This is a genomic window from Psychrobacter okhotskensis, from assembly GCF_013248965.1.
Lineage (GTDB): Bacteria > Pseudomonadota > Gammaproteobacteria > Pseudomonadales > Moraxellaceae > Psychrobacter > Psychrobacter okhotskensis.
The window spans coordinates 1-20,113 of the sequence record NZ_JABRVQ010000006.1 but is presented as its reverse complement, the minus strand read 5'-3'; the positions used below and the strand labels follow the sequence as shown (position 1 = coordinate 20,113).

Here is a 20,113-nt window from a genome sequence, read left to right as displayed (position 1 = left end):
TCTTTAGCATTGTCTTATCAGTGAAAATATTGACAGCACGTTGTTATTATTGATTTTTGCTTACCGTTTTTTGACTTATTTGCTTTGTAGATGCTTTTTCTTTAGATGCTTGCTCAGTAGGCGGTATCACATGCATGACGGTCAAATTATCTTTGACCAAGTACTTTTTACTGGCCGCTTGAATATCAGAGATTTTGACGCCATCGAGCTTGGCTGGTAGTTCGGCAAGCAGTCTGTCATCGAGACCGATAGACTGTAGCGAGCCAATCATGCGTGCCTGACCCTCCATGCTGTCTTGCGCATAGACCAATCCAGTGACTGTATTGGTTTTGGCACGACTGACTTCGTCAGCAGCAATAGGATCGGTTTTAAGCTTTTCTATTTCAGAAATTATAGCTTGCTGCGCTTGTTCTAAGCTGACACCTTCACGCGGCGTCGCTTGAATTAAAAACAGTCCATCACCGCGATCGAGCAAGTCATAAGAGGTGCCAACTGTGGTGAGCAGGCCTTGTTCGCGTATCAGTCGGCTCTCTAAGCGAGCAGACAGACCACCATCCAATACGTCTTGTGCCAACGATAACGCGTAAGCTTGTTTTTCATTGGCTGTGCCGGCAGTGACGAGACTGGGCACGTTATAACCCATCAGCAAAACTGGTACTTGTACCGCTTGTTCAGACTCAACTTGCTGATAACCCCGGAAGCCTTTTTGACTGACAGCAGGTCGTTTGGGCAGATTGCTTGGTTTTAGCTCACCGAAGTAGCGTTTGACTTGCGCCAACACTTCTGTTGGGTCAACATCGCCAACTATCATCAAGGTTGCATTGTTGGGTGCGTACCAAGTCTTGTACCACTCTTTTAGCTCTGGGAGCGTAATGGATTCAAGCTCACTCATAGGGCCAATGACAGATTCGCCTTTTGGGCTATCAGGTAGCGCCAACAATCGAAATGATTCATAAGCTTTGGCAAGTGGGTTGTCATCAGTACGTTGGCGTCGCTCCTCCATGACCACTTGGTGCTCTTTGGTAAATTCCTTGTCATCAAAGATTAAGTTTTTCATTCGATCGGCTTCAAGCTCTAGCGCCAGTGGCATACGGTTGGCTGGGAATAGCTCGTAATAACCCGTATAGTCATAACTGGTAAAGGCATTGTTAACGCCCCCAAATTTGGCGATTAGGCGTTCATAGTCGTCACTTGATACAGTAGAGGTACCTTTGAACATCATATGCTCTAGCAAATGCGAGATGCCGCCTTTATCAAGCGGCTCATCTGTCGAGCCTACTCGATACCAAATCTGGGTTATGGCGACGGGTGCGCGGTGGTCTTCTTTTACCACGATCTTTAGACCGTTTGCTAACTGATACTCATGCCGACCTGACATATCCATAGACAACGCTGACGATGGCTGGGATTCCTTGCTGTCTGGGCTTTGGACAAGTGCGTTTCCATCCGCTGACGAAGTAGTGCCAACGCTGTTAGTCTGACAAGCGGCAAGGGTAGTTGCTATCGCCAAAGCGCAGGCAAGGCGTAAGAAGCTAGCAGGTAAGGGTAAGGTCGAGGACATGGTAGGTTCTACTTATATAAAAAGACGGCTGAATGTATGCATGCTAAATATAGTAATCGACAGTGCTGGCGTTACAGCGATTTATGCGCGCCAACTATCACGCTAGCCGTCGGCTTAAACTCTTGCGTGGTGTTACAGCCAGTCGCTGACAGCGCGATGGTGGTTATTAATAGAGCCGCACTGATATTGGCAATTTTTTTATAATAATCTGATAGCGATGACATAGGTGATTCCTAATATGAAGTTATTGAATAAAGCTCGCTAAGAGTAGGCGAAGTTACGCATATTGAAGGTCAGATTTTTGTGTCCAAACCTTAAGCTAAACTTTCTCAACCATTCATCTCATCTAATGAATTCTAGCATTTAACCTCGGTCTAGGATGGTAAAGGCTGAGAGCAACTTGAATTATGCTAAACTAGGCTAAAAATAATCTATCATTTGAATGATAGAAAACGGACGATATACTGACCGATTTTAAAATAAACATCTTACTAATAATGATAACTTTTAGGGCAAGCTTATGAATAACCCAAACAATAGCAATCGTGTGGTCATTAACCTTGACGGTGGTCTTGATGATTTAGATGACGATGATATTACCTTACCCAGCCTACCGGTGCAATCTATGCCCATCGTTGATGAGGATATCGTACCAACCAAACCGTTAGATGATGCTGGGATGACCGATAAGCATCATGACAATGCGGCAAATAATGACAATGCAGTGAATAATGATAAGGCCACAGAGCAAGAAACGACGACAAACAAAGACGTCTCAAGCGCCCATGCTGCTGAGAGTATCGCTTTAGCCACGCCGATTGTCATGACAGAGGAGCATAACGTACCTAAAAGTTCCTCTGAAAGTTTTTCGCGTGCCAAGGAAACAGAAGCTAACAGCAAGACTAATACGGCTTCAACCATTTCAACCATTCCAACCATGCCATTACAAGAGCAATTGGGAGATACAGCAAGCGTAAGCCCAGAAAATAATAAAGTACAACAAGCAGAAAAGCCGTCGCCATTGCCAGAAGACTCACAAGAACAGCAGGATAATAAGAAAAAAGGCAGCTGGTTTAACCGTATGAAAACGGGGCTGAGTAAATCACGGAAGAACTTAGCCGAAGGGATGGTCAGTATCCTGATCGGTGGCAAAGAGATCGATGATGAGCTGTTAGAAGAAGTCGAAGATCAGCTATTGGTCGCCGATATCGGTGTCAACGCGACCAACCGTATCATCAAAAGTCTCACTGAGCAGACAGACCGTGGTGACTTAATTTATGCCCATTCATTGTATAAAGCGTTGCAAACGGAACTGGTTGATATCTTAACGCCAAAAGTCGCGCCACTGGTGATTGATACCAGCAAAAAACCCTTTGTAATTTTAGTAGTGGGCGTCAATGGGGTCGGTAAAACGACGACGATTGGTAAACTTGCCAAGCGCTTACAAGGCGAGGGCAAATCTGTCATGCTCGCAGCTGGTGATACATTCCGTGCTGCCGCAACCGAGCAGCTACAAATCTGGGGTGAGCGCAATAATATTCCAGTCGTGGCGCAGGGTCATGGCTCTGATAGTGCCTCTGTGATCTTTGATGCCATGCAATCTGCCAAAGCAAAAAATATCGATGTACTGATCGCCGATACTGCTGGACGCTTGCAAAACAAAACGCATCTCATGGCGGAGCTAGAAAAAGTCGTACGCGTCATGCGTAAAGCTGATCCAAGCGCACCGCACGAAGGCATGATTGTTCTCGATGCTGGCACGGGTCAAAATGCGATCAATCAAGTAGAACTCTTTAACAAAGTCGTCCCATTAACGGGTATTACGATTACTAAGTTAGATGGAACGGCCAAAGGTGGCGTGGTCTTTAATATTGCCGAAACCACAGACGTGCCGATTCGTTATATTGGCGTTGGTGAGTCGATTGATGACTTACGCGCTTTTAGTCCAAAGCAGTTTGTCGCCGCCTTGTTCGAAACCGACGATAAAGAGTAGTACTCGATAGTTTGTTTGAGTCGATGTTCAATGATAGAGCCTTAAAAACGTAATGATTTAACAGGGGAAAACCATGATAGTCACCGAAGCAGCTTTTGGATCTAACCAGTTAACGTTAATTGCCAGCGTCAATGAGCATAGCAGCCCTAAACTGGTTGAAGTCAACTGGCAGCAGACGGGTGACGCTTGGCATAGCTCAAAATCCATTCCCAAACTTAAAAAGCACTATGGCCTTGTTGATAAGAGCTTTACGTTTATCAATGAGGATAAGCTAAGCGAAAATGAACCGGCTCAAGCGCTACTATTAGAGACTATAAAGCAGTTGGATGAGTACTTTAAGGGTGAGCGTCAAGCGTTTGACTTAGCATTAGATCTGTCTTTGGGCACGCCATTTCAGCAACGAGTATGGCGGGCATTACAAAACATCGATCATGGCGCAACTATCAGCTATGCAATGCTGGCACGAAATGTGGATAATCCCAAAGGCTTTCGCGCGGTGGCCAATGCCAATGGTAGGAATCCTTTTAGCATCATCGTTCCTTGTCATCGCGTCATTGCTAGCGATGGTAAGCTTGGTGGTTATACGGGTGGGCTGGATAAGAAAGAATATTTGTTAGCGCTTGAAGGGGTCACTTGCAAGGCTTAGTCTAAAGTAAGTGCTTATCACTCGTCACTAAAAAAAGGCCAAACATTAAAAAACGTTTGGCCTTTTTATTTAATATTCTCAACCCGAACTATTGCTCAAGTTGCACCATTACCTCATCTGAGAAGTTCACATTGCTATAAACTTCTTGCACGTCATCGATGTCTTCTAGCATATCAATCATCTTCATGACTTTTTCGGCATCATCCACATTGTCTATCTCAGCAGTAGTTGACGGCGACATGGTTACCTCCGCGTTGTCAGAGACCAGACCTGCAGCATTAAGCGCATCTTTGACTTGACCGAAAGTTTCCCATTCGGTAATGACCAGCAAGCTGTCGCCATCATTTTCGATATCAAGCGCACCAGCATCTAGAGCGACCAACATTACTTCGTCTTCTAAGCTTGTGTCATTGAAGGTGATTTCACCGCGCTTAGTAAAGAGATAAGCCACTGAGCCAGAGGTGCCAAGATTACCGTCATTCTTAGTAAAGGCATGGCGTACTTCGCTGACGGTTCGGTTAAGGTTATCAGTCATGGTTTCGACTAATACTGCCACACCGCCAACGCCATAGCCTTCATAGCTCACTTCATCCATATTGTCATTGTCATCGCCACCCGTACCGCGAGCTACTGCACGATTGATAGTGTCCCTAGTCATATTGACTGACAATGCTTTTTCGATAACAGCACGTAAGCGTGGGTTTTTATCAGGGTCAGGGTCGCCTTGCTTGGCAGCTGAGACAATTTCACGAATAATCTTGGTAAATACTTTGCCTTTTACCGCATCTTGACGCGCTTTACGGTGTTTAATATTTGCCCATTTTGAATGGCCTGCCATATGACATCCTTAAAGTTTTACGTGGTTTTTATGGTGTGAATAAAAAGACTATGAATGATAATATTTGATACTTCATAAGCGGTTTTTATTATATGATTGAGCTGTTTTTTGAGGTAATTGACTTACCTGCAAGTTAACGATTTGTATGTCGTTAGCAGTGCTTTTTTGCTACACTATTATTTTTTGCGTTATGGCTGCCTATATCGTCACTTATCGAACCTTGATAATAACTATTGATAGTCATAAGGTGTGGGATATTATAAACCACTTTTACGCGTTTTGACCAATCTTAGCTTGTCCATCCTAGCCTAAATCGTTCGGTTTTTTTAAACCATTGATCTTGTGACTCTATTGACTCTATGAAGCAACCAACTAACGAAGCTATTACTCACCTGCGTAACCGCATTCATATTATTATCGAAGGCACAGATACCCGCATGGGTAAGCTTTTCGATGTTGTATTGTTGATAGCCATTTTGGCCAGTGTTGGGGTGGTAATGCTGGACAGCGTGCTATATATGCGTTTGCAATATGGCACGCTGTTTTTTTATGCGGAATGGTTTTTTACGATTTTATTTACCATTGAGTATGCATTGCGCTGGTTTTCAGCGCCCAACCGCTTTCGTTATGCCTTTAGCTTTTTTGGGGTAGTGGATTTATTATCTGTATTGCCCAGCTATTTAAGCCTGTTGTTTGTAGGCGTGCAGTATCTGTTGGTCATACGTGTTTTGCGTATTTTACGTATCTTTCGCGTACTCAAGCTCAAAGCTTACATGCAACAAGCAGGTTTTTTGGCCTCGGCACTCAAAACCAGCCAGCAAAAAATTACGGTATTTTTCTTATCGCTGGTATTATTGGTTACGATTTTCGGCTCGATTATCTACGTGGTAGAGGGGCCTGAAAATGGCTTTACGAGTATTCCGCTGTCTATCTATTGGGCGGTTGTTACGATGACTACGGTAGGGTATGGCGATATGTCACCTAAAACTCCGTTGGGTCAAGCGATTGCGAGTATGGTCATGATTACGGGTTATTCAATCATTGCGGTACCAACGGGCATTTTTACTTCTGAGCTTGCTCGAAATATGCGTCCACAGCTTAACCCCATTACGTGTCCGAACTGCGGAAAATTTGGTCATGCCGTGAGTGCTGTTTTTTGCGACCGCTGCGGCCATGCACTGCATGTGTAATGTTCACTAGCCTTTATTTTTCTATGTAGGCTAGAGGCTAGGGCGTGTCCTCAATTCAACCGATAGCAATCTAAATGGGCTAAAAATGGTTAAATCTTGCCAAACATCGTCAAATAGCTAGGTAATATATCGATATTATCTGCACTATTTTCCTTGTTTGACGGCAATTTACCTCATTTGTATCACCATTTTTAAAATGAGGACACGCCCTAGTTGGTTATATACTCAGCGACCAGTGGTGACAGGTCTATTTCAACACCCAGATTGACTAGGTTCCAATATTGTCCTGACACGGTACGATCTAGCATCATCGTCGTGGCTGAAGGTTGAAATTGCCCGAAGTATTTTAATGAGGTGCGCATTTGGCTGATGGCTTCATGATGAACTTGACTGCTGCCAAAATCAAATGCCCCTTCTTGATAAGGTGCAATGGATAGCGGCTTCATACCAATAGCCAGCCACTTTTCATAGAATTCACCCGGCACATTTTTATCATCCTCACGGCGAATATCAAGAGCGATTAAGTCTTGCTCTAGTGCGGTCACATCACCTTTGACGGCATGCTGCGCGAAGCGGCGAAACAATTGAACCTCACTATGACTATAGCTGCGAATACCGCCAAAATCATAGGCTACGACACTGCCATCATGACGAAACGCAAAATTACCGGGATGGGGGTCACAGTGCATCCGGTATAAGCCAAACAGTTGACCTGCAGTAAAGTGAAACAGTCGTTTGGCGATTTTCTGTTTGATCTCATTATTCCACGTCGCGGCGACAGTCAGCGTCTCTCCCATCTCCTCAGTCAATGTCAAAACCCGTCTGGTAGAGTGGCTGTTAATGACTTTGGGGATAATAAGTCCTTGGTCATCAGTATGAAAAGCACCGAATACCTGTAGGTTGTGAGCTTCTTTGACATAGTCCAACTCATCATGCAGACTTTGACGAATCTCGTTAAAGAGCTGCTCCTGCAATTGTTTGCTCATATTCAAGACGCCAGCGATTTTTAGCGCCATGCGCACTTGTTTGAGGTCACTATCACAGTTTTCATCGACATCGGGGTACTGTACTTTGACCACGACTTTTTGCCCAGAGGGTAGAATAGCCCTGTGTACTTGTCCAATGGAAGCGGCGGCAAAGGGTGTTTCTTCAAACATCGTAAACAGTTGATCGACAGGAGCTTTGAGCTCACGTTCTATTTGTGCCCGTATCTGCGCATAAGGCATGGGCGGTGCGTCTTTTTGCAACTTTTCTAAAGCTGTCGCAACCTCAGGTGGAAATACGTCCTTATATTGTGAGGCAATTTGTCCCACTTTCATCACCGCGCCCTTCATCTCACCAAGTGTTTCGGCTATTTGGATACCCACGTCTTGCATCAATTCTGAGCGTGCCTGCAGACGTTTTTCTTCGTCACTTGATAGGTGCCTTAATGAGTTTTTAGCGGCTTTGCCGGCAATACTCGCTGTCATGCCAGCCAGTTTCATAAAGCGTTTTCCGGACGATTTTGCCATTCATATCACCATGTAGAGGTTTATTTACCAAACCGTAATTTTATTATTTTAAGCAAGTAATTGCTGTTTGACTAGTGTGCTAAAGATAAGGTTGTCTTGCGCGAATGAGTTTTTTCTTTCTGTATGACTTTCTCAATATATTTTAGCATCAGCCTAAAAGGACAGGGCTATTTTTTGCTGATTCTTTGATAAAAAGAGACGCTTAGAATGACTAAACTTACTATTTTTATCTTTGAATCGCCTAAAAAACAGTCTCTGTCAGTGCCATGATCGAATGTTCAACACGCCCTAATCATTTAGGTTTATCTTATAGGTATTAGCTAGCCAATAATCTAAAGCCATCTGATAACCTCTATGTCCTAAGCCACAAATGACACCGACTGCAATATCACTAAAGTAAGAATGCTGCCGGAAAGCTTCGCGAGCGTGTACATTAGACAAGTGCACCTCGATAAATGGCTTTTGCGTGGCCGATAACGCATCACGGATTGCGACCGAGGTGTGAGTGAACGCTGCAGGATTGATAATGATGGCATCTACTTGCGCTGCTGACTCTGCTAAAAGCCCATAGTGTTGAATCTCATCGACCAGCTTGCCTTCATGGTTTGACTGTATGCAAATCAGCTCAACACCGTAGTTTGCCGCGCGCTCAATGAGGCCCTGCTCAATATCTGCCAGCGTCGTATGGCCATAAATCTCCGGCTCACGCTTGCCCAGTAAATTGAGATTGACGCCATTAATCAATAATAATCTTTGGGTCAAGGTTGTTTTTATTGATTGGTCAACGTGTGCTACTGGCGCTGCTGATTGAGAAGGGGTGGTCATAATGCTCTCTATCGCTATTGAAGGCTACGGATGATTGATGCGTTACTGCTAAATAAGTAGGGTTAATACAGAAAAAGCTGTGCCATAAAACCCCTCTTATCGCATTATGATAACAGCTTGTCAGCAAGGTTATAAAAAAATTACATCAAAAATCAAGCTAAGTTTTAAAAACCGTGTTAAAAGTCTTTATGTTGCTAAAAACCCGTGCTATGATATTTTTTAAGCAATCTATATTGCGAATTTGTTACTACCATTATTATAAGTTTTTATAATGAAGCATCTAACATAAACGATGATGAGTACAAAAGCTATTTTGGTATGAGTAAAAGGTATAGCAAAACAGTACATTCAACATAGTTAAGATAAGCATTCATCTTGTCTGTCTATACGAATGTATGTTGCGTCATAGCGTTTAATTCTGATTTCTCAATCTTAGACCCCGTTTATATGCAATGTTGCAAAGGAATTTGGGGCTAAGCGACTTTTTTAGGAAGTAATATTATGTCAGCTCGTGAGCAAGGTATCGTTAAGTGGTTTAATGACTCAAAAGGCTTTGGTTTCATTCAACGTGATAGCGGAGAAGATATTTTTGTCCATTTCCGCGCGATCCAAGGTGATGGTTATCGCTCTCTAAAAGATGGCGAAAAGGTTGAGTTCAGCGTGGTCGAAGGCGACAAAGGTCTTCAAGCTGAAGAAGTCAGAAAAGTAGAAGAATAGTCGATACAGTCATTAGCACAGTTTAGTTATAATGTCTGGATAAACTACTGATATACTACCGAGTCAAGCCCGTCTTATCTTACCTATGTTGATTTTCATTCAGCATGATTGGTGAGGGTAGGCGTTGGGCTTGGCTTTTTTTATGCTTATCAATGTACAACTTTTAGAGGCGTACTTATATTGGTAGCGATATACAGCTAGGCTGAGTCTTGGCATAAGCCTATCATTGATTGAAAAATACAAGCGATTCATACAAAAGGATGATTTTTTGAGTAATTTTACAGCGTTTACTGATTTACCACTCTCTACACCGACCTTGCGCGCGGTAAGTGATTTAGGTTTTACTGAACTGACGCCTATCCAAGCACAAATATTACCGCATACCTTGGCAAATCAAGACGCTATCGGACAGGCACAAACTGGCACCGGTAAGACGGCAACGTTTTTGTTGACCATTATGGAGGCATTACTCAAGCGTCCTTTTACCAGTGATGAAGAGCGCTATCTAGGTGAGCCGCGCGCAGTGGTTATGGCACCAACCCGCGAGCTTGCACAGCAAATATTTGATGATTGTATCGCTTTGACCAAATACACTTCGCTGCACAGCGTTTGTATTATGGGTGGCACCAATTATGAGACCCAGCAGCATGAGCTTGAGCGTCAATATGTCGATATCTTAGTAGCGACGCCCGGTCGTCTGATTGATCTTGCCAATAGGGGCATGGTCTATCTGGATCGAGTAGAAGTGCTGGTACTAGATGAAGCAGATCGCATGCTGGATATGGGTTTTATTCCGGATATCAAGCGCTTGGTTGGTCGGATGCCTTCGAACACCGATCGCCAAAGCTTGTTATTCTCAGCCACTTTTAACCAAGATGTGATGAACTTGGCCTATCGTTGGTTACATGAGCCGCAATTTGTTGAAATTGAGCCTGAGCATAAAACCAGTGAGTTGGTCGATCAGCACTTTTATTTATTGACAGAAGATCAAAAACTAGCGGCATTGCAGCGTATTATTAGTGATAGCGCTGTCGATAAAGTGATTGTTTTTGCCAATCGCAAAGATCAAGTCAAGCGTCTCTATCACAAACTGCGCCAAGGACATAAAATTGTGATGTTGTCAGGCGATGTCATTCAGCAAAAACGCGAAAAATACTTACAGCGTTTTAAAGATGGTCACGCTTCTATCTTGGTTGCCACCGATGTCGCAGGGCGCGGTATTCATGTCGATGATATCAGCCACGTGGTCAATTATACTTTGCCTGATCAGCCAGATGATTACGTACATCGCATTGGTCGTACGGGCCGCGCTGGACAGACTGGTATCAGTATTAGCTTCGTTAGTGAAGATGATGCTTTTAATATCCCTGCGTTAGAGAAGCATTTAGATACCAAGTTTACGCTTGAGCAATGGCAGGAATAACTGGTCTAATTTGGACTTTGTCTTAATAATTTCGGATTAATAGAAAAGCCCTTAACATCCTGATTGATGTTAAGGGCTTTTTTCTGATTAAGACATGCCCTAGCGCTTTGATTTTTTATTCAGCATTTTCTATCATAGCATCCTGATTGTTTTTCATGTCTGCTTCGCTACTCTTATTGTTCATATCATGCATACTGTGATCCATTGTATCAGCCATAGCAGGTGTCATGTCATGATTCATTTGACTCATATCATGATGGTCATGGGTATCTGTATCAGTAGTCGTCGCAGAATGGCTGCTGTTATTCATCGATCCATCCATCGTTCCATGCATGGGCATATCCATCATTTGCGAATCACTCATCTGCATATGATCGCTATGCATAGTGGACATATCATGCCCACTATGCATATTTGCCATTACTAATGGGACGACAATGATCGCCATACCTGACACGACCATCAGTGCCCCATTCATCTGACGCAGACGAAAGCGTCCAATTTTGTTGCGTAGCCAGCCAACGGTCTCGTGCGTGGCAACCAGCATCGGCACTGTACCCAGGCCAAAGACGAACATTAATGCCGCGCCGCTTAATGGGTTGTGGGCAACCACTGCAATCAGTAGAGCGCCATAAACCAAACCACAAGGCAAAAATCCCCACAATAGACCCGCTGACAATGCTCGTGGAAAGGTGTTTAAAGGAAAAACTTTTTGACGAAGGGGACTGAGATACTGCCAAAAACGCATGCCATAGCGCTCAAGCTTGCTCAAAAATGGCGCACCAAGCATGGTCACACCAACAAACACCAATACCAAACCTAATAAGATACGCGGCATATTATTGCCTCGCATCAAGGGTTCTAAAACAGTCGTACCAATCAAACCTGCGACTAAACCCAACAGCGCATAGCTGCTAAGACGCCCTAAGTGGTAAGTCGCCACAAGGGCGCGGCGTTTAGCGGGACTAACGTCTTTCATCGACAGACCAAACGCTGTTACCAGCCCCCCGCACATACCCAAGCAATGTGGTGAACCAAAAAATCCCATTAGTAATGCCGCAACAAGTAAAGCAGTGGTCATGGGTCAATTCTCCTAAAAATAGCAAAAGGCGCGCCTACTTTTATAATTGGTCTTTAATATAGCGGGTCAGCAATATAGTTTGATTACTGACAAAAACATCAACAGTAGGGCGCACAGGTAAGATGATTTAAAGCTATGGTTTGAGGTTGTCATCAATATCATTATCGATGGGATTTTCCCTATTTGCTAATTTGTCATTATTAGCAGTATCCGTCGCGATAGTAGAGTTAGTCTGTGTACTTGCTGCTGATTGCTCGTGAGCCTGCATGGTTTGCCGACGTTCTTGACGATCATCTAATATAATACGCTGTGAAGCGTTGTCTAAATCTTCAAATTGGTTTGATTTAACCGCATAACGTACTGCCCAAATGGCAACCACAAACAGCATGAGACTTAATGGAATTAATAAAAATATACTGAGCATGGCAAATCTCTTTTATAGCAGTTTCTGACGTTATTATACACTTGTCATCAGGGTGATGGACGACTTGTAGAGGTAAAAGTAATATAGCGAATGATTAGAAAATGGCAGGTGCAGAGGTTAATGACGGCTGAAACTTATTGCTATAGTCAAAATATCCTAAAAACGCAATGCATGATGGTTCGACATTACTTTTCACTGACTATAACATTATTGCACAGGCGTTTTTGCTGCGTTTCCTCTGGGGGTCAATAGCTGCTGTGAAGTGACATCATTGGCATGGCGGCAGTCCATCTGCGGACGTATCACATCACGCAAATAGGCGGCGACTTCATAGACGGCGCGCCGTGAATGGCTCAAGTTTTGTGCTGGTTTTATCCAATCACGCCTGACGGGCAATGGCGCATCAATAGGCGTGCTATTGATACCATTTAAAGCAAATTGTCTACGCGCCCGTGCCATATGATAGCTGTCGGTAATAAGGTACACGTGACGTAGTGGAATGCGCTTAGCGGTAAAGCGGGCATTTTCGCAGGTATTCATGCTAGCGTTTTCGCTTATCAATCCATCAATGCCATGCTCAATGAGCCATTGACCGAGCCACGGCGCTTCGGCACCGCTGAGCACAATAGGCAGCGGTAAATCATGATAGGCAGTAGCAGCGGTACGGGCGCGATTAAGACTATAGCTATTGAGGATGATTTGGTTATTGTGATCGTTGGTTAGGCCACCACCTAGCACCACATAGGCAGTAGGAGGAGAGCTTTTGGCAGCCGATGGCATGCTAGGTAATGGCAACAGCGCAAATATATAAACGATTACTTGCGAGAATAGCGGGGTGAATAAGCTAATTAGCACTAAAATAACAGACGTTGAGCCGAGCAAAAAGGTGATGTTAATGATACGAAACAGCTTCACCATACGTTCCGCTGACCGCAAATAATAGCGCCATAAGCGTTTGGATAATAGGCGCTTAGACCACATGCTCATCATACCCAATAGAGCCATCTGCATTTATCCAAACCGGCTCACGCGATAGTTGAATCGCAAATTTTTCATAGACCTGAGCAGCGATATAGTGTTGGGCAGTGGCTACGTCATCTTGGGTTGCTTGATAAGGGCTATGATTGGTCAGTACCAGCGCTTGCTGCTGGTGGGTAACAATAGGAACAATACCGCCCCCCTTTAAGCCAGCTTGTTCAATCAACCAACCGGCGGCAACCTTTACCGTCGCATCGGGTATTGGGTAGCCAACGATAGTAGGATAAGTTTGTTGAAGAGTGGCAAACTGTGCTTGCGAAATAATAGGGTTTTGAAAAAAACTACCGCAATTCGGCAGCTGTTTAGGATCGGGGAGTTTTTGCTGACGAATATCAATGATTGCTTGCATGACATCGGCGGGGGTAGGCTGTAGGCGATTTTTCTGCTCAGCATAGCGCTGCGCTACTGTCTGTACATCACCATAACTGGCAAGAATTTTACTCGCATCGGTATGCAGTCTAAATCCTACACGGCTGATCAACCATGTATTGGGCGTGCGCTTAAAAACACTATCGCGATAGCCAAACTGGCAGTCTGTCAGCGATAGACGATGCCACGTTTGCGTTGGCAAATGATAAGCACGGACGTATTGCAAACAGTCTTCTAACTGGACACCGTAAGCACCGATGTTTTGTACGGGCGCCGCTCCGGTCAGACCTGGTATCAAGGCTAGATTCTCTAGTCCATACCAGCCTTGCTCAACGCTATACACCACGAAGTCATGCCAGTTCTCACCCGCCATCACTTCTATATCGACATAACGCTCTGTTTGCGCCGTCATCGTGATGCCACGCATCTGTGGCTGTAATACCGTCGCCTTCAAATGCGCTGGCAACAACACATTGCTGCCGCCAGACAATACAAATAATGATGGCTGATGCTCAGGATTATTAGCATAACTTGCCATCAAACTGTCTAGCTGAGCTTCATCTGTTAGGGTCACGACAGAGTCAGCGACACATGCCAATGCCATGGTATTACCATGCGACAAATCGACCGACTTAGCATTAAGTAAGCTAAGCGGTAAATCAGTCGACATAGTCTGTTGAGCGCTAGAATCAAGGCGAACAGCTGAGGTCATAACATAGCCTATATGGCAAATATAAAAAATTATGCGATGTTTAGGGTCTATTGAACATTCAAATATCAGCCTTTCAGGGCAGGGCTATTTTTTGCCAATACATGGCGAAATTATCTAACCTAGAATGACTAGGCGTCAAAAATTTCACTGCGTATTGTCTAAAAAATAGCCACTGCCAGTTCCACATTTGAATGTTCAACAGACCCTATTATAAAGGATGCAGGGTGCAAAAGTAGCATAAATATAGATTGTTTGGCTAGCAAGTCTTCCAGCTTTCAATCCAGGCTTGTGCACTTGACTCAATACGTTCAATCACCTCTTCAAAAGCATCGCTATCGCCTTTATAAGGGTCTGGCACGTCATCGCCGCCGTAGGTCGGATCTTCTTCACTGAATAATGCCAACTTCGCTAAATGGTCGTCTGTGCCCGCCAAACTATCTTTGATGGCCTGTAGATCAGCTAAATTCTGCGTGTCCATCGCCAGTATCAAGTCAAAATTGCGAAAATCGTCTGCACTCACTTGACGGGCAACCAGCTTGTTGATTTTATAACCATGGGCTTTTGCATGGCGCTGCGCTCGCTCATCGGGCGCATGACCAATATGCCAGTCGCCAGTGCCTGCTGAGTCTACCTTGATTGACAAGCCTGCGATCGCCGCCTGCTGACGAAAAACCTCCTCGGCAGTCGGTGACCGGCAAATATTTCCTAAACAAACCAATAATACAGACGATGGAGTACAAGTTTTCATCAGCATAATATGACCTTTTCTTACAGCAAAAAAAACATGCTATAAAAAACCAGCATGGGTAATGCGGTTTATGAGCATGCTATCTAGTAAACTAATAAGGGATCAGCGTAACGCTTAATACCTTGAATGGCAAGGGCAGAAGCTAAACAACAGGGTCACGCCAGTGATTATTGCTCAGCTGCTCAGCTTTTAGATATAGAATGATTTGTTAACATTAGTCTTGGTTGCTTTTAAAGCGTTGTAAATCGCGGCGCTCTTTTTTATTGGGCTTGTTATCAGGGCGGGCAAGGTTGGCAAGTTTGCGCTGCTCGGCATAATAAGCGCGGCGCTCTTCACTTTCCTCGGTCTCTGAATATAACACTTGCGCGGCAGTCGCATTACCACGTTGTGCTGTTAATGCTTCGACGACGATGGTTTTTTCGGTCATGGCAGTGGCTGAGCCTTGGCGAATACTCAATTCATCTCCGACGGCAATCTCTTTGCTGGTCTTGACTCGGCTACCAGCATAATGCACCCGTCCGCTTTCGATGGCTTCTTTGGCAAGGGTACGGGTGCGATAAAAACGCGCGGCCCATAACCATTTATCGAGACGCATACGCACAGCATCGGGCTGGCTATGGCTGGGTTGATTGTGGTTTTTATTGTGTTTACTCATCAAAACCTCATAGATATCAATAAACTAAGATAATAATGGTGCTTTTTTTAGATATTAAAAGAGTGATGAGTGATTAAAGTTTTTCAAAATGGGGTTTTATGGTGAATAAGTAAAAAAATTAGCCTTCATTTTGATTTGTAACTTTAACAGCCATTTCTTTAGCGTCATTTGTATGTAAATGCTCTAAGCCATTTATCACCCCTGTGATGTTTTCTACAGTTTTATTTTGGCTTAGTTTAAATTGGGCTTGTATCGAATCAATAGACAATCTAAAGCCAATAATACCGCGGCACATGGCATCGATATAAGCAGCTGGTGCGTCATCTAACGACCAAGGATTATTGTTTATTACTTCTTGCTGCGCCGTCATGGTAGCTAATATCCATTTAAGGGTATCAGTGTCTTCAAGCAGCTCAATTTTAGATTGAATATGGACGCTTTGATAGTTCCATGTCGGCACTTCTTTATGAGTTTTAGCTTTGCTAGGGTACCAGTTAGGGCTAATGTAGTGTCCAGAATCTTGAAAGATAATTAACCATGAGCTGTCTGCTAAAGCCTGTTGGTAAATAGGATTTTTGCGACCAAAATGACCGTAAAGATAGCCGTATTGAGAATTGATGTTTGCATCATCTTTATACCAAAATAACGGTATATGACAGGCTTCCATACCATCATTAGTTTGGGCAATCAAAGTTGCTAACGGATTAACGGCGATAAATTTAATAATATTGTCAAAATTGTCTTCGGCAAAAACAGTAGGGATATGCATCGCGTTCTCAATATTAGTAAGCGGCCAATCCTAGTGGGGTAGGCCGCTTAAAATATGTTGTCATCATTATGGTTAAAAAACCATTTTTGAGATTACTTTAAAAATAATTGATAACCGACATTGTCAGTGATGGAAGTACAATCATAGCCAATATCAAGTAAGGCATCTTGCAGTAAACGTGAGTTGCTTTCAGAGGCTTGTAGACCCACTAACACGCGTCCTTCAGCAGCGCCATGGTTGCGATAATGGAACAAGGTAATATTAAAATCGTCACCCAGCTTTTCTAAGAAGGTCAATAGCGCACCCGGACGCTCAGGAAAGGTAACTTTTAATAATTGCTCATTTGTGACGTGGGCGTGACCACCAATCAAATGACGGATATGCGATTTAGCGATATCATCGTCAGTCAAGTCATGCGCCGTATAACCATCTGCTGCCAATTGCGTACGGATAGTTTGACGCTCTTTATCACCTTCTTTTAGGGCAATTCCGACGAATATGGCTGCAGGCTCCATCGAGTCTGGTGATTTTTTGCTATCGGCACGGTAGTTAAACTCGGTGATATTACGTCCGTGTAGGCTACGGCAGAAGTTTAAGAATGCCCCAGTCTGCTCAGGAATCGTCACGCCAAAGATGGCTTCCTTTTTCTCCCCTATCTCAGTACGCTCAGCGATATAGCGCAGACGGTCAAAGTTCATATTGGCACCGCAGATGATGCTTACGCAGTTTTTGCCTTGTAGATTATGAGCTTCAATATATTTTTTCATGCCCGCAACGGGTAACGCGCCAGCAGGCTCAACGATGCTACGGTTTTCTTCAAAGATGTCTTTGACGGCAGCGCAGACTTCATCATTGGTACAAGTGATAACGTCAGGCTCGACCAAAGGCCCTGAGTTATCGCTTTTTTGCATACGGACGATATCAAAAGGCAGTTCACCAATTTGCGCGACTGCCACACCATCGACGAACAGTCCTACTTGCTCAAGTTTTACGCGTTCGCCAGCTTCTAGCGCCGCTTTTAGGCAGGCTGATTGTTCCGCTTCTACGGCGATGACTTTAACATGCGGGGCTACTTCACCTAGGAAGGCTGCGACACCTGAGACCAAACCACCACCACCCACGGCAACGAAAACATAATCCATGTTGCGCCACTGCTGGGTTAGCTCAAGTCCAATAGTGCCTTGTCCAGCGATAACCAATTCATCATCGTAAGGAGGAATGAAGGTTAAGCCTTCACGCTCAGCACGATCAATCGCATAGCGGTTGGCTTGATCGAAGCTATCACCATGCAGATCAACGTTGCCACCAAGCGCTCTGACGGCATCTACCTTGATATCAGGGGTAGTGGTTGGCATAACGATGATATTATTAAGCGATAACTTGCGTGCCGAGTAAGCCACGCCTTGCGCATGGTTACCTGCCGACGCACAAATCACGCCGCGCGCTTTTTGCTCATCGCTCAATTGGCTGATGCGGTTATAAGCACCGCGCAATTTAAAGGATTTGACTGGTTGCAGGTCTTCGCGTTTAAAACGAATATCATTAGCAAAACGTTGGGTCAGCTTGGGTGCAGCTTCAAGTGGCGTTTGAATAGCAACGTCATAGACAGTGGCTTGTAAGATGGCGCGTACCCAATGTGACAGCATAATGACCCCTAAAAAATGAATATAAAAACGAAATAGATTAGCCTATGCTGATTTTGATTATCATGCAAGACCCTATTGCAGTTTTTATAGCAGTTTTACTGCACTGATGGTTTTTAAGTAAAAAAACAGCCTTCTTATAGGGTAGTGAATTCAAAAGTATTGAATTATTTCAATATGTCTGTATTATTGGACATATGGAAATAACAAATGCTATCGCAAGCTTCGCTGCGCTGTCTCAAGATACTCGTCTCAAAGCCTTTAGGTTACTTGTCAGTCAAGAGCCTGAGGGCTTGCCTGCGGGTGAGATAGCCCGTCAGCTGTCTGTGCCGCATAACACTATGTCGGCGCATTTATCGGTGTTGGCACGAGCAGGGTGGGTAGTGTCAAAACGCCAAAGTAGGCAGATAATTTATCGCGCCTCGTTGTCGCATATGGAGGCGGTCGTGCAGTTTTTATTGCAAGACTGCTGTGCGGGACATCCAGAGCTGTGTGCCTCGCTCATGGAAATTTTGAGTGGATGTGAGACTGCTAAACTTAATAATAAAGACAATCTGTAAAGTAAGCGCTAAGCCGATAGCTGACTCAATAACTATCTCTTAACTAATAGAAGTAGTAGAACTAATAGATTCTTAATAAACGTTTTCTGAACAAATATATTATTAATAACCATACCCATAAAATAGGTGAGATTGCTATGAAACCATTAATTTTTCATAATCCTAACTGCGGTACTTCTCGCAATACGTTAGCCATCATGAAGGCATCAGGTGAACAGCCAGAAGTAGTGGAGTATCTGAAAAACCCGCCGAGCCGTGATGAGTTAGTTGAGCTATTGGCAAAAATGAACCTCTCGCCAAGAGAGTTGCTACGTAGTAAAGAAGCCATCAATGATGAGCTGGGCTTAGACAATCCTGAGTTGTCTGATAACGACATTATCGATGCGATGATGGCGCATCCTATCTTAATCAATCGTCCTATCGTGGTCACGGATAAAGGCGCAGCGTTATGCCGACCTTCAGAGCGAGTGTTTGAATTGTTAGAAAACCCAGTGAGCAGCTTTACTAAAGAGGATGGAGAGGTTCTACATCATGGTAAAGGTTAATACAGGGCAATATGACGTCGATGACTTAGCCAATCTAGATGACTTGCCCAATATTGATGCCAGTCAATTACAACCGATTGATATTGAGTCATTGATTGCGCTAACTGACCCGCGTCATCCGCCTAAAATACTAGTGCTATACGGGTCATTACGTGAGCGCTCGTTTTCGCGGCTGGCGGCTGAAGAGGCAAGCCGTCTATTACGTTGGTATGGCTGCGAGGTACGGATGTTTAATCCATCGGGTCTACCGCTGCCAGATGATGCTGATATCAATCATCCAAAGGTACAAGAGCTGCGCGAGCTGGCGCAGTGGTCAGAGGGTATGCTGTGGGCGAGTCCAGAGCGTCACGGTAGTATGACTAGCATTATGAAAGCACAAATCGATTGGATACCACTCGCACTGGGCGGCGTACGTCCAACCCAAGGCAAAACCTTAGCGGTGATGCAAGTCAGCGGTGGCAGTCAAAGCTTTAATACCGTCAATCAGCTGCGTATTCTTGGGCGCTGGATGCGTATGATTACTATCCCGAATCAATCGTCTATCCCTAAAGCCTTTTTAGAGTTTAATGACGATAATCGCATGGACAAGTCGCCCTTATATCTGCGCCTCGTTGATGTCTGTGAAGAGCTGGTAAAGTTTACTTGGCTCACTCGTGGACGTTCAGCCTATTTGACAGATAGGTACTCTGAGCGGGTGGAAAGTGCTGAAGCAGTGTCGCAACGTGTCAATCAAAAGTCGATTTAGTCTTTTATATATAGTCAGCTCAAAATAAAATTGTTATGGTTAGGACAAACATCATAAAACAATTTGGATAAGTCGTTTTCCATCCAGCCTTGGCGTAGAAACTTCACCTGAGCCCATTTC

At 44.2% G+C, this 20,113-nt stretch carries 21 protein-coding genes; 8 read left to right on the top strand and 13 right to left on the bottom strand.

Features of this window, described 5'->3' with window-relative positions:
- Window positions 1-46: 46 nt before the first annotated feature.
- Both HQR03_RS04485 and HQR03_RS04480 read right to left on the bottom strand, forming a co-directional pair.
- Complete coding sequence (locus tag HQR03_RS04485; protein WP_173239300.1) at window positions 47-1,561, bottom strand: M16 family metallopeptidase; 1,515 nt, start codon at window positions 1,559-1,561, stop codon at window positions 47-49.
- 71 nt (window positions 1,562-1,632) lie between these two features.
- Entirely contained in the window at window positions 1,633-1,785 is a 153-nt protein-coding gene (locus HQR03_RS04480) for a hypothetical protein (RefSeq protein WP_173239299.1), read from the bottom strand.
- Window positions 1,786-2,498: 713 nt separating this feature from the next.
- Here HQR03_RS04480 and ftsY point away from each other — a divergent pair.
- Together ftsY and HQR03_RS04470 are read left to right on the top strand one after the other, a co-directional pair.
- Window positions 2,499-3,554 carry a signal recognition particle-docking protein FtsY gene (gene ftsY, locus HQR03_RS04475; RefSeq protein ID WP_472853194.1) on the top strand — a complete coding sequence of 352 codons (1,056 nt, stop codon included), beginning with the start codon at window positions 2,499-2,501 and terminating at the stop codon, window positions 3,552-3,554.
- Window positions 3,555-3,627: 73 nt separating this feature from the next.
- On the top strand, window positions 3,628-4,200 hold the full coding sequence (locus HQR03_RS04470) for a methylated-DNA--[protein]-cysteine S-methyltransferase (protein ID WP_025651230.1): 573 nt from the start codon (window positions 3,628-3,630) through the stop codon (window positions 4,198-4,200).
- Between the two features lie 88 nt (window positions 4,201-4,288).
- Here HQR03_RS04470 and HQR03_RS04465 read toward each other — a convergent pair whose 3' ends face one another.
- Window positions 4,289-5,038, bottom strand: a complete 750-nt coding sequence (locus HQR03_RS04465; protein ID WP_173239298.1) for a YebC/PmpR family DNA-binding transcriptional regulator — start codon at window positions 5,036-5,038, stop codon at window positions 4,289-4,291.
- Between the two features lie 359 nt (window positions 5,039-5,397).
- Between HQR03_RS04465 and HQR03_RS04460 the strand changes: the two genes are divergently transcribed.
- On the top strand, window positions 5,398-6,228 hold the full coding sequence (locus tag HQR03_RS04460) for an ion transporter (RefSeq protein WP_025651228.1): 831 nt from the start codon (window positions 5,398-5,400) through the stop codon (window positions 6,226-6,228).
- 209 nt (window positions 6,229-6,437) lie between these two features.
- On the opposite strand, the gene HQR03_RS04455 is transcribed toward HQR03_RS04460, so the two are convergent.
- Complete coding sequence (locus HQR03_RS04455) at window positions 6,438-7,739, bottom strand: ABC1 kinase family protein (protein ID WP_173239297.1); 1,302 nt, start codon at window positions 7,737-7,739, stop codon at window positions 6,438-6,440.
- A gap of 288 nt (window positions 7,740-8,027) precedes the next feature.
- Window positions 8,028-8,564: a type II 3-dehydroquinate dehydratase gene (gene aroQ, locus HQR03_RS04450; protein WP_173239296.1), complete on the bottom strand. Its 537-nt coding sequence runs from the start codon at window positions 8,562-8,564 to the stop codon at window positions 8,028-8,030.
- Window positions 8,565-9,065: 501 nt separating this feature from the next.
- Here aroQ and HQR03_RS04445 point away from each other — a divergent pair.
- Both HQR03_RS04445 and HQR03_RS04440 read left to right on the top strand, forming a co-directional pair.
- The gene (locus HQR03_RS04445; protein ID WP_011513806.1) at window positions 9,066-9,281 is read left to right on the top strand and encodes a cold-shock protein; all 216 of its coding nucleotides are present in this window, start codon (window positions 9,066-9,068) and stop codon (window positions 9,279-9,281) included.
- A gap of 268 nt (window positions 9,282-9,549) precedes the next feature.
- Window positions 9,550-10,704, top strand: coding sequence for a DEAD/DEAH box helicase (locus tag HQR03_RS04440; protein ID WP_173239295.1), 1,155 nt, complete (start codon window positions 9,550-9,552; stop codon window positions 10,702-10,704).
- 115 nt (window positions 10,705-10,819) lie between these two features.
- On the opposite strand, the gene HQR03_RS04435 is transcribed toward HQR03_RS04440, so the two are convergent.
- From HQR03_RS04435 to ilvA, 8 genes are all read right to left on the bottom strand, one after another.
- Window positions 10,820-11,785 carry a sulfite exporter TauE/SafE family protein gene (locus HQR03_RS04435; protein ID WP_173239294.1) on the bottom strand — a complete coding sequence of 322 codons (966 nt, stop codon included), beginning with the start codon at window positions 11,783-11,785 and terminating at the stop codon, window positions 10,820-10,822.
- 133 nt (window positions 11,786-11,918) lie between these two features.
- Window positions 11,919-12,209 (bottom strand): cbb3-type cytochrome oxidase assembly protein CcoS, encoded by a 291-nt coding sequence (gene ccoS / locus HQR03_RS04430; protein ID WP_173239293.1) that lies wholly within the window; start codon window positions 12,207-12,209, stop codon window positions 11,919-11,921.
- A 207-nt stretch (window positions 12,210-12,416) separates the two neighbouring features.
- Window positions 12,417-13,190 carry a YdcF family protein gene (locus HQR03_RS04425; RefSeq protein ID WP_173239367.1) on the bottom strand — a complete coding sequence of 258 codons (774 nt, stop codon included), beginning with the start codon at window positions 13,188-13,190 and terminating at the stop codon, window positions 12,417-12,419.
- Window positions 13,180-14,328, bottom strand: coding sequence for a UDP-N-acetylmuramate dehydrogenase (gene murB, locus HQR03_RS04420; RefSeq protein WP_173239292.1), 1,149 nt, complete (start codon window positions 14,326-14,328; stop codon window positions 13,180-13,182). Before murB ends, HQR03_RS04425 begins: the two co-directional genes overlap by 11 nt.
- Window positions 14,329-14,584: 256 nt before the next feature.
- A complete protein-coding gene (locus HQR03_RS04415; protein WP_173239291.1) occupies window positions 14,585-15,082 on the bottom strand; it encodes a low molecular weight protein-tyrosine-phosphatase in 498 nt (165 codons plus the stop codon).
- 208 nt (window positions 15,083-15,290) lie between these two features.
- Window positions 15,291-15,731 (bottom strand): RNA-binding S4 domain-containing protein, encoded by a 441-nt coding sequence (locus HQR03_RS04410; RefSeq protein ID WP_101212644.1) that lies wholly within the window; start codon window positions 15,729-15,731, stop codon window positions 15,291-15,293.
- A gap of 118 nt (window positions 15,732-15,849) precedes the next feature.
- Window positions 15,850-16,500, bottom strand: a complete 651-nt coding sequence (locus HQR03_RS04405) for an FMN-binding negative transcriptional regulator (protein ID WP_173239290.1) — start codon at window positions 16,498-16,500, stop codon at window positions 15,850-15,852.
- A gap of 92 nt (window positions 16,501-16,592) precedes the next feature.
- Window positions 16,593-18,146 (bottom strand): threonine ammonia-lyase, biosynthetic, encoded by a 1,554-nt coding sequence (gene ilvA, locus HQR03_RS04400; RefSeq protein ID WP_173239289.1) that lies wholly within the window; start codon window positions 18,144-18,146, stop codon window positions 16,593-16,595.
- 194 nt (window positions 18,147-18,340) lie between these two features.
- On the opposite strand from ilvA, the gene HQR03_RS04395 reads away from it, so the two are divergent.
- The 3 genes from HQR03_RS04395 (at window position 18,341) to arsH (ending at window position 19,993) form a co-directional block, all read left to right on the top strand.
- Window positions 18,341-18,703 (top strand): ArsR/SmtB family transcription factor, encoded by a 363-nt coding sequence (locus tag HQR03_RS04395; RefSeq protein WP_101212640.1) that lies wholly within the window; start codon window positions 18,341-18,343, stop codon window positions 18,701-18,703.
- Window positions 18,704-18,840: 137 nt separating this feature from the next.
- Window positions 18,841-19,248 (top strand): arsenate reductase (glutaredoxin), encoded by a 408-nt coding sequence (gene arsC / locus HQR03_RS04390; protein WP_173239288.1) that lies wholly within the window; start codon window positions 18,841-18,843, stop codon window positions 19,246-19,248.
- On the top strand, window positions 19,235-19,993 hold the full coding sequence (gene arsH, locus HQR03_RS04385) for an arsenical resistance protein ArsH (RefSeq protein ID WP_173239287.1): 759 nt from the start codon (window positions 19,235-19,237) through the stop codon (window positions 19,991-19,993). Before arsC ends, arsH begins: the two co-directional genes overlap by 14 nt.
- Window positions 19,994-20,113 lie beyond the last annotated feature (120 nt).

What these genes read in the sequence shown, in the direction of transcription:
- HQR03_RS04455 (WP_173239297.1), bottom strand. Translation starts at nt 7,739, where the DNA reads ATGGCAAAATCGTCCGGAAAACGCTTTATGAAACTGGCTGGCATGACA.
- HQR03_RS04405 (WP_173239290.1), bottom strand. Translation starts at nt 16,500, where the DNA reads ATGCATATCCCTACTGTTTTTGCCGAAGACAATTTTGACAATATTATT.
- HQR03_RS04460 (WP_025651228.1), top strand. Translation starts at nt 5,398, where the DNA reads ATGAAGCAACCAACTAACGAAGCTATTACTCACCTGCGTAACCGCATT.
- HQR03_RS04480 (WP_173239299.1), bottom strand. Translation starts at nt 1,785, where the DNA reads ATGTCATCGCTATCAGATTATTATAAAAAAATTGCCAATATCAGTGCG.
- arsH (WP_173239287.1), top strand. Translation starts at nt 19,235, where the DNA reads ATGGTAAAGGTTAATACAGGGCAATATGACGTCGATGACTTAGCCAAT.
- HQR03_RS04485 (WP_173239300.1), bottom strand. Translation starts at nt 1,561, where the DNA reads ATGTCCTCGACCTTACCCTTACCTGCTAGCTTCTTACGCCTTGCCTGC.
- HQR03_RS04465 (WP_173239298.1), bottom strand. Translation starts at nt 5,038, where the DNA reads ATGGCAGGCCATTCAAAATGGGCAAATATTAAACACCGTAAAGCGCGT.
- murB (WP_173239292.1), bottom strand. Translation starts at nt 14,328, where the DNA reads ATGACCTCAGCTGTTCGCCTTGATTCTAGCGCTCAACAGACTATGTCG.
- arsC (WP_173239288.1), top strand. Translation starts at nt 18,841, where the DNA reads ATGAAACCATTAATTTTTCATAATCCTAACTGCGGTACTTCTCGCAAT.
- HQR03_RS04410 (WP_101212644.1), bottom strand. Translation starts at nt 15,731, where the DNA reads ATGAGTAAACACAATAAAAACCACAATCAACCCAGCCATAGCCAGCCC.
- ftsY (WP_472853194.1), top strand. Translation starts at nt 2,499, where the DNA reads ATGCCATTACAAGAGCAATTGGGAGATACAGCAAGCGTAAGCCCAGAA.
- ccoS (WP_173239293.1), bottom strand. Translation starts at nt 12,209, where the DNA reads ATGCTCAGTATATTTTTATTAATTCCATTAAGTCTCATGCTGTTTGTG.
- aroQ (WP_173239296.1), bottom strand. Translation starts at nt 8,564, where the DNA reads ATGACCACCCCTTCTCAATCAGCAGCGCCAGTAGCACACGTTGACCAA.
- HQR03_RS04445 (WP_011513806.1), top strand. Translation starts at nt 9,066, where the DNA reads ATGTCAGCTCGTGAGCAAGGTATCGTTAAGTGGTTTAATGACTCAAAA.
- ilvA (WP_173239289.1), bottom strand. Translation starts at nt 18,146, where the DNA reads ATGCTGTCACATTGGGTACGCGCCATCTTACAAGCCACTGTCTATGAC.
- HQR03_RS04470 (WP_025651230.1), top strand. Translation starts at nt 3,628, where the DNA reads ATGATAGTCACCGAAGCAGCTTTTGGATCTAACCAGTTAACGTTAATT.
- HQR03_RS04415 (WP_173239291.1), bottom strand. Translation starts at nt 15,082, where the DNA reads ATGCTGATGAAAACTTGTACTCCATCGTCTGTATTATTGGTTTGTTTA.
- HQR03_RS04395 (WP_101212640.1), top strand. Translation starts at nt 18,341, where the DNA reads ATGGAAATAACAAATGCTATCGCAAGCTTCGCTGCGCTGTCTCAAGAT.
- HQR03_RS04425 (WP_173239367.1), bottom strand. Translation starts at nt 13,190, where the DNA reads ATGTGGTCTAAGCGCCTATTATCCAAACGCTTATGGCGCTATTATTTG.
- HQR03_RS04435 (WP_173239294.1), bottom strand. Translation starts at nt 11,785, where the DNA reads ATGACCACTGCTTTACTTGTTGCGGCATTACTAATGGGATTTTTTGGT.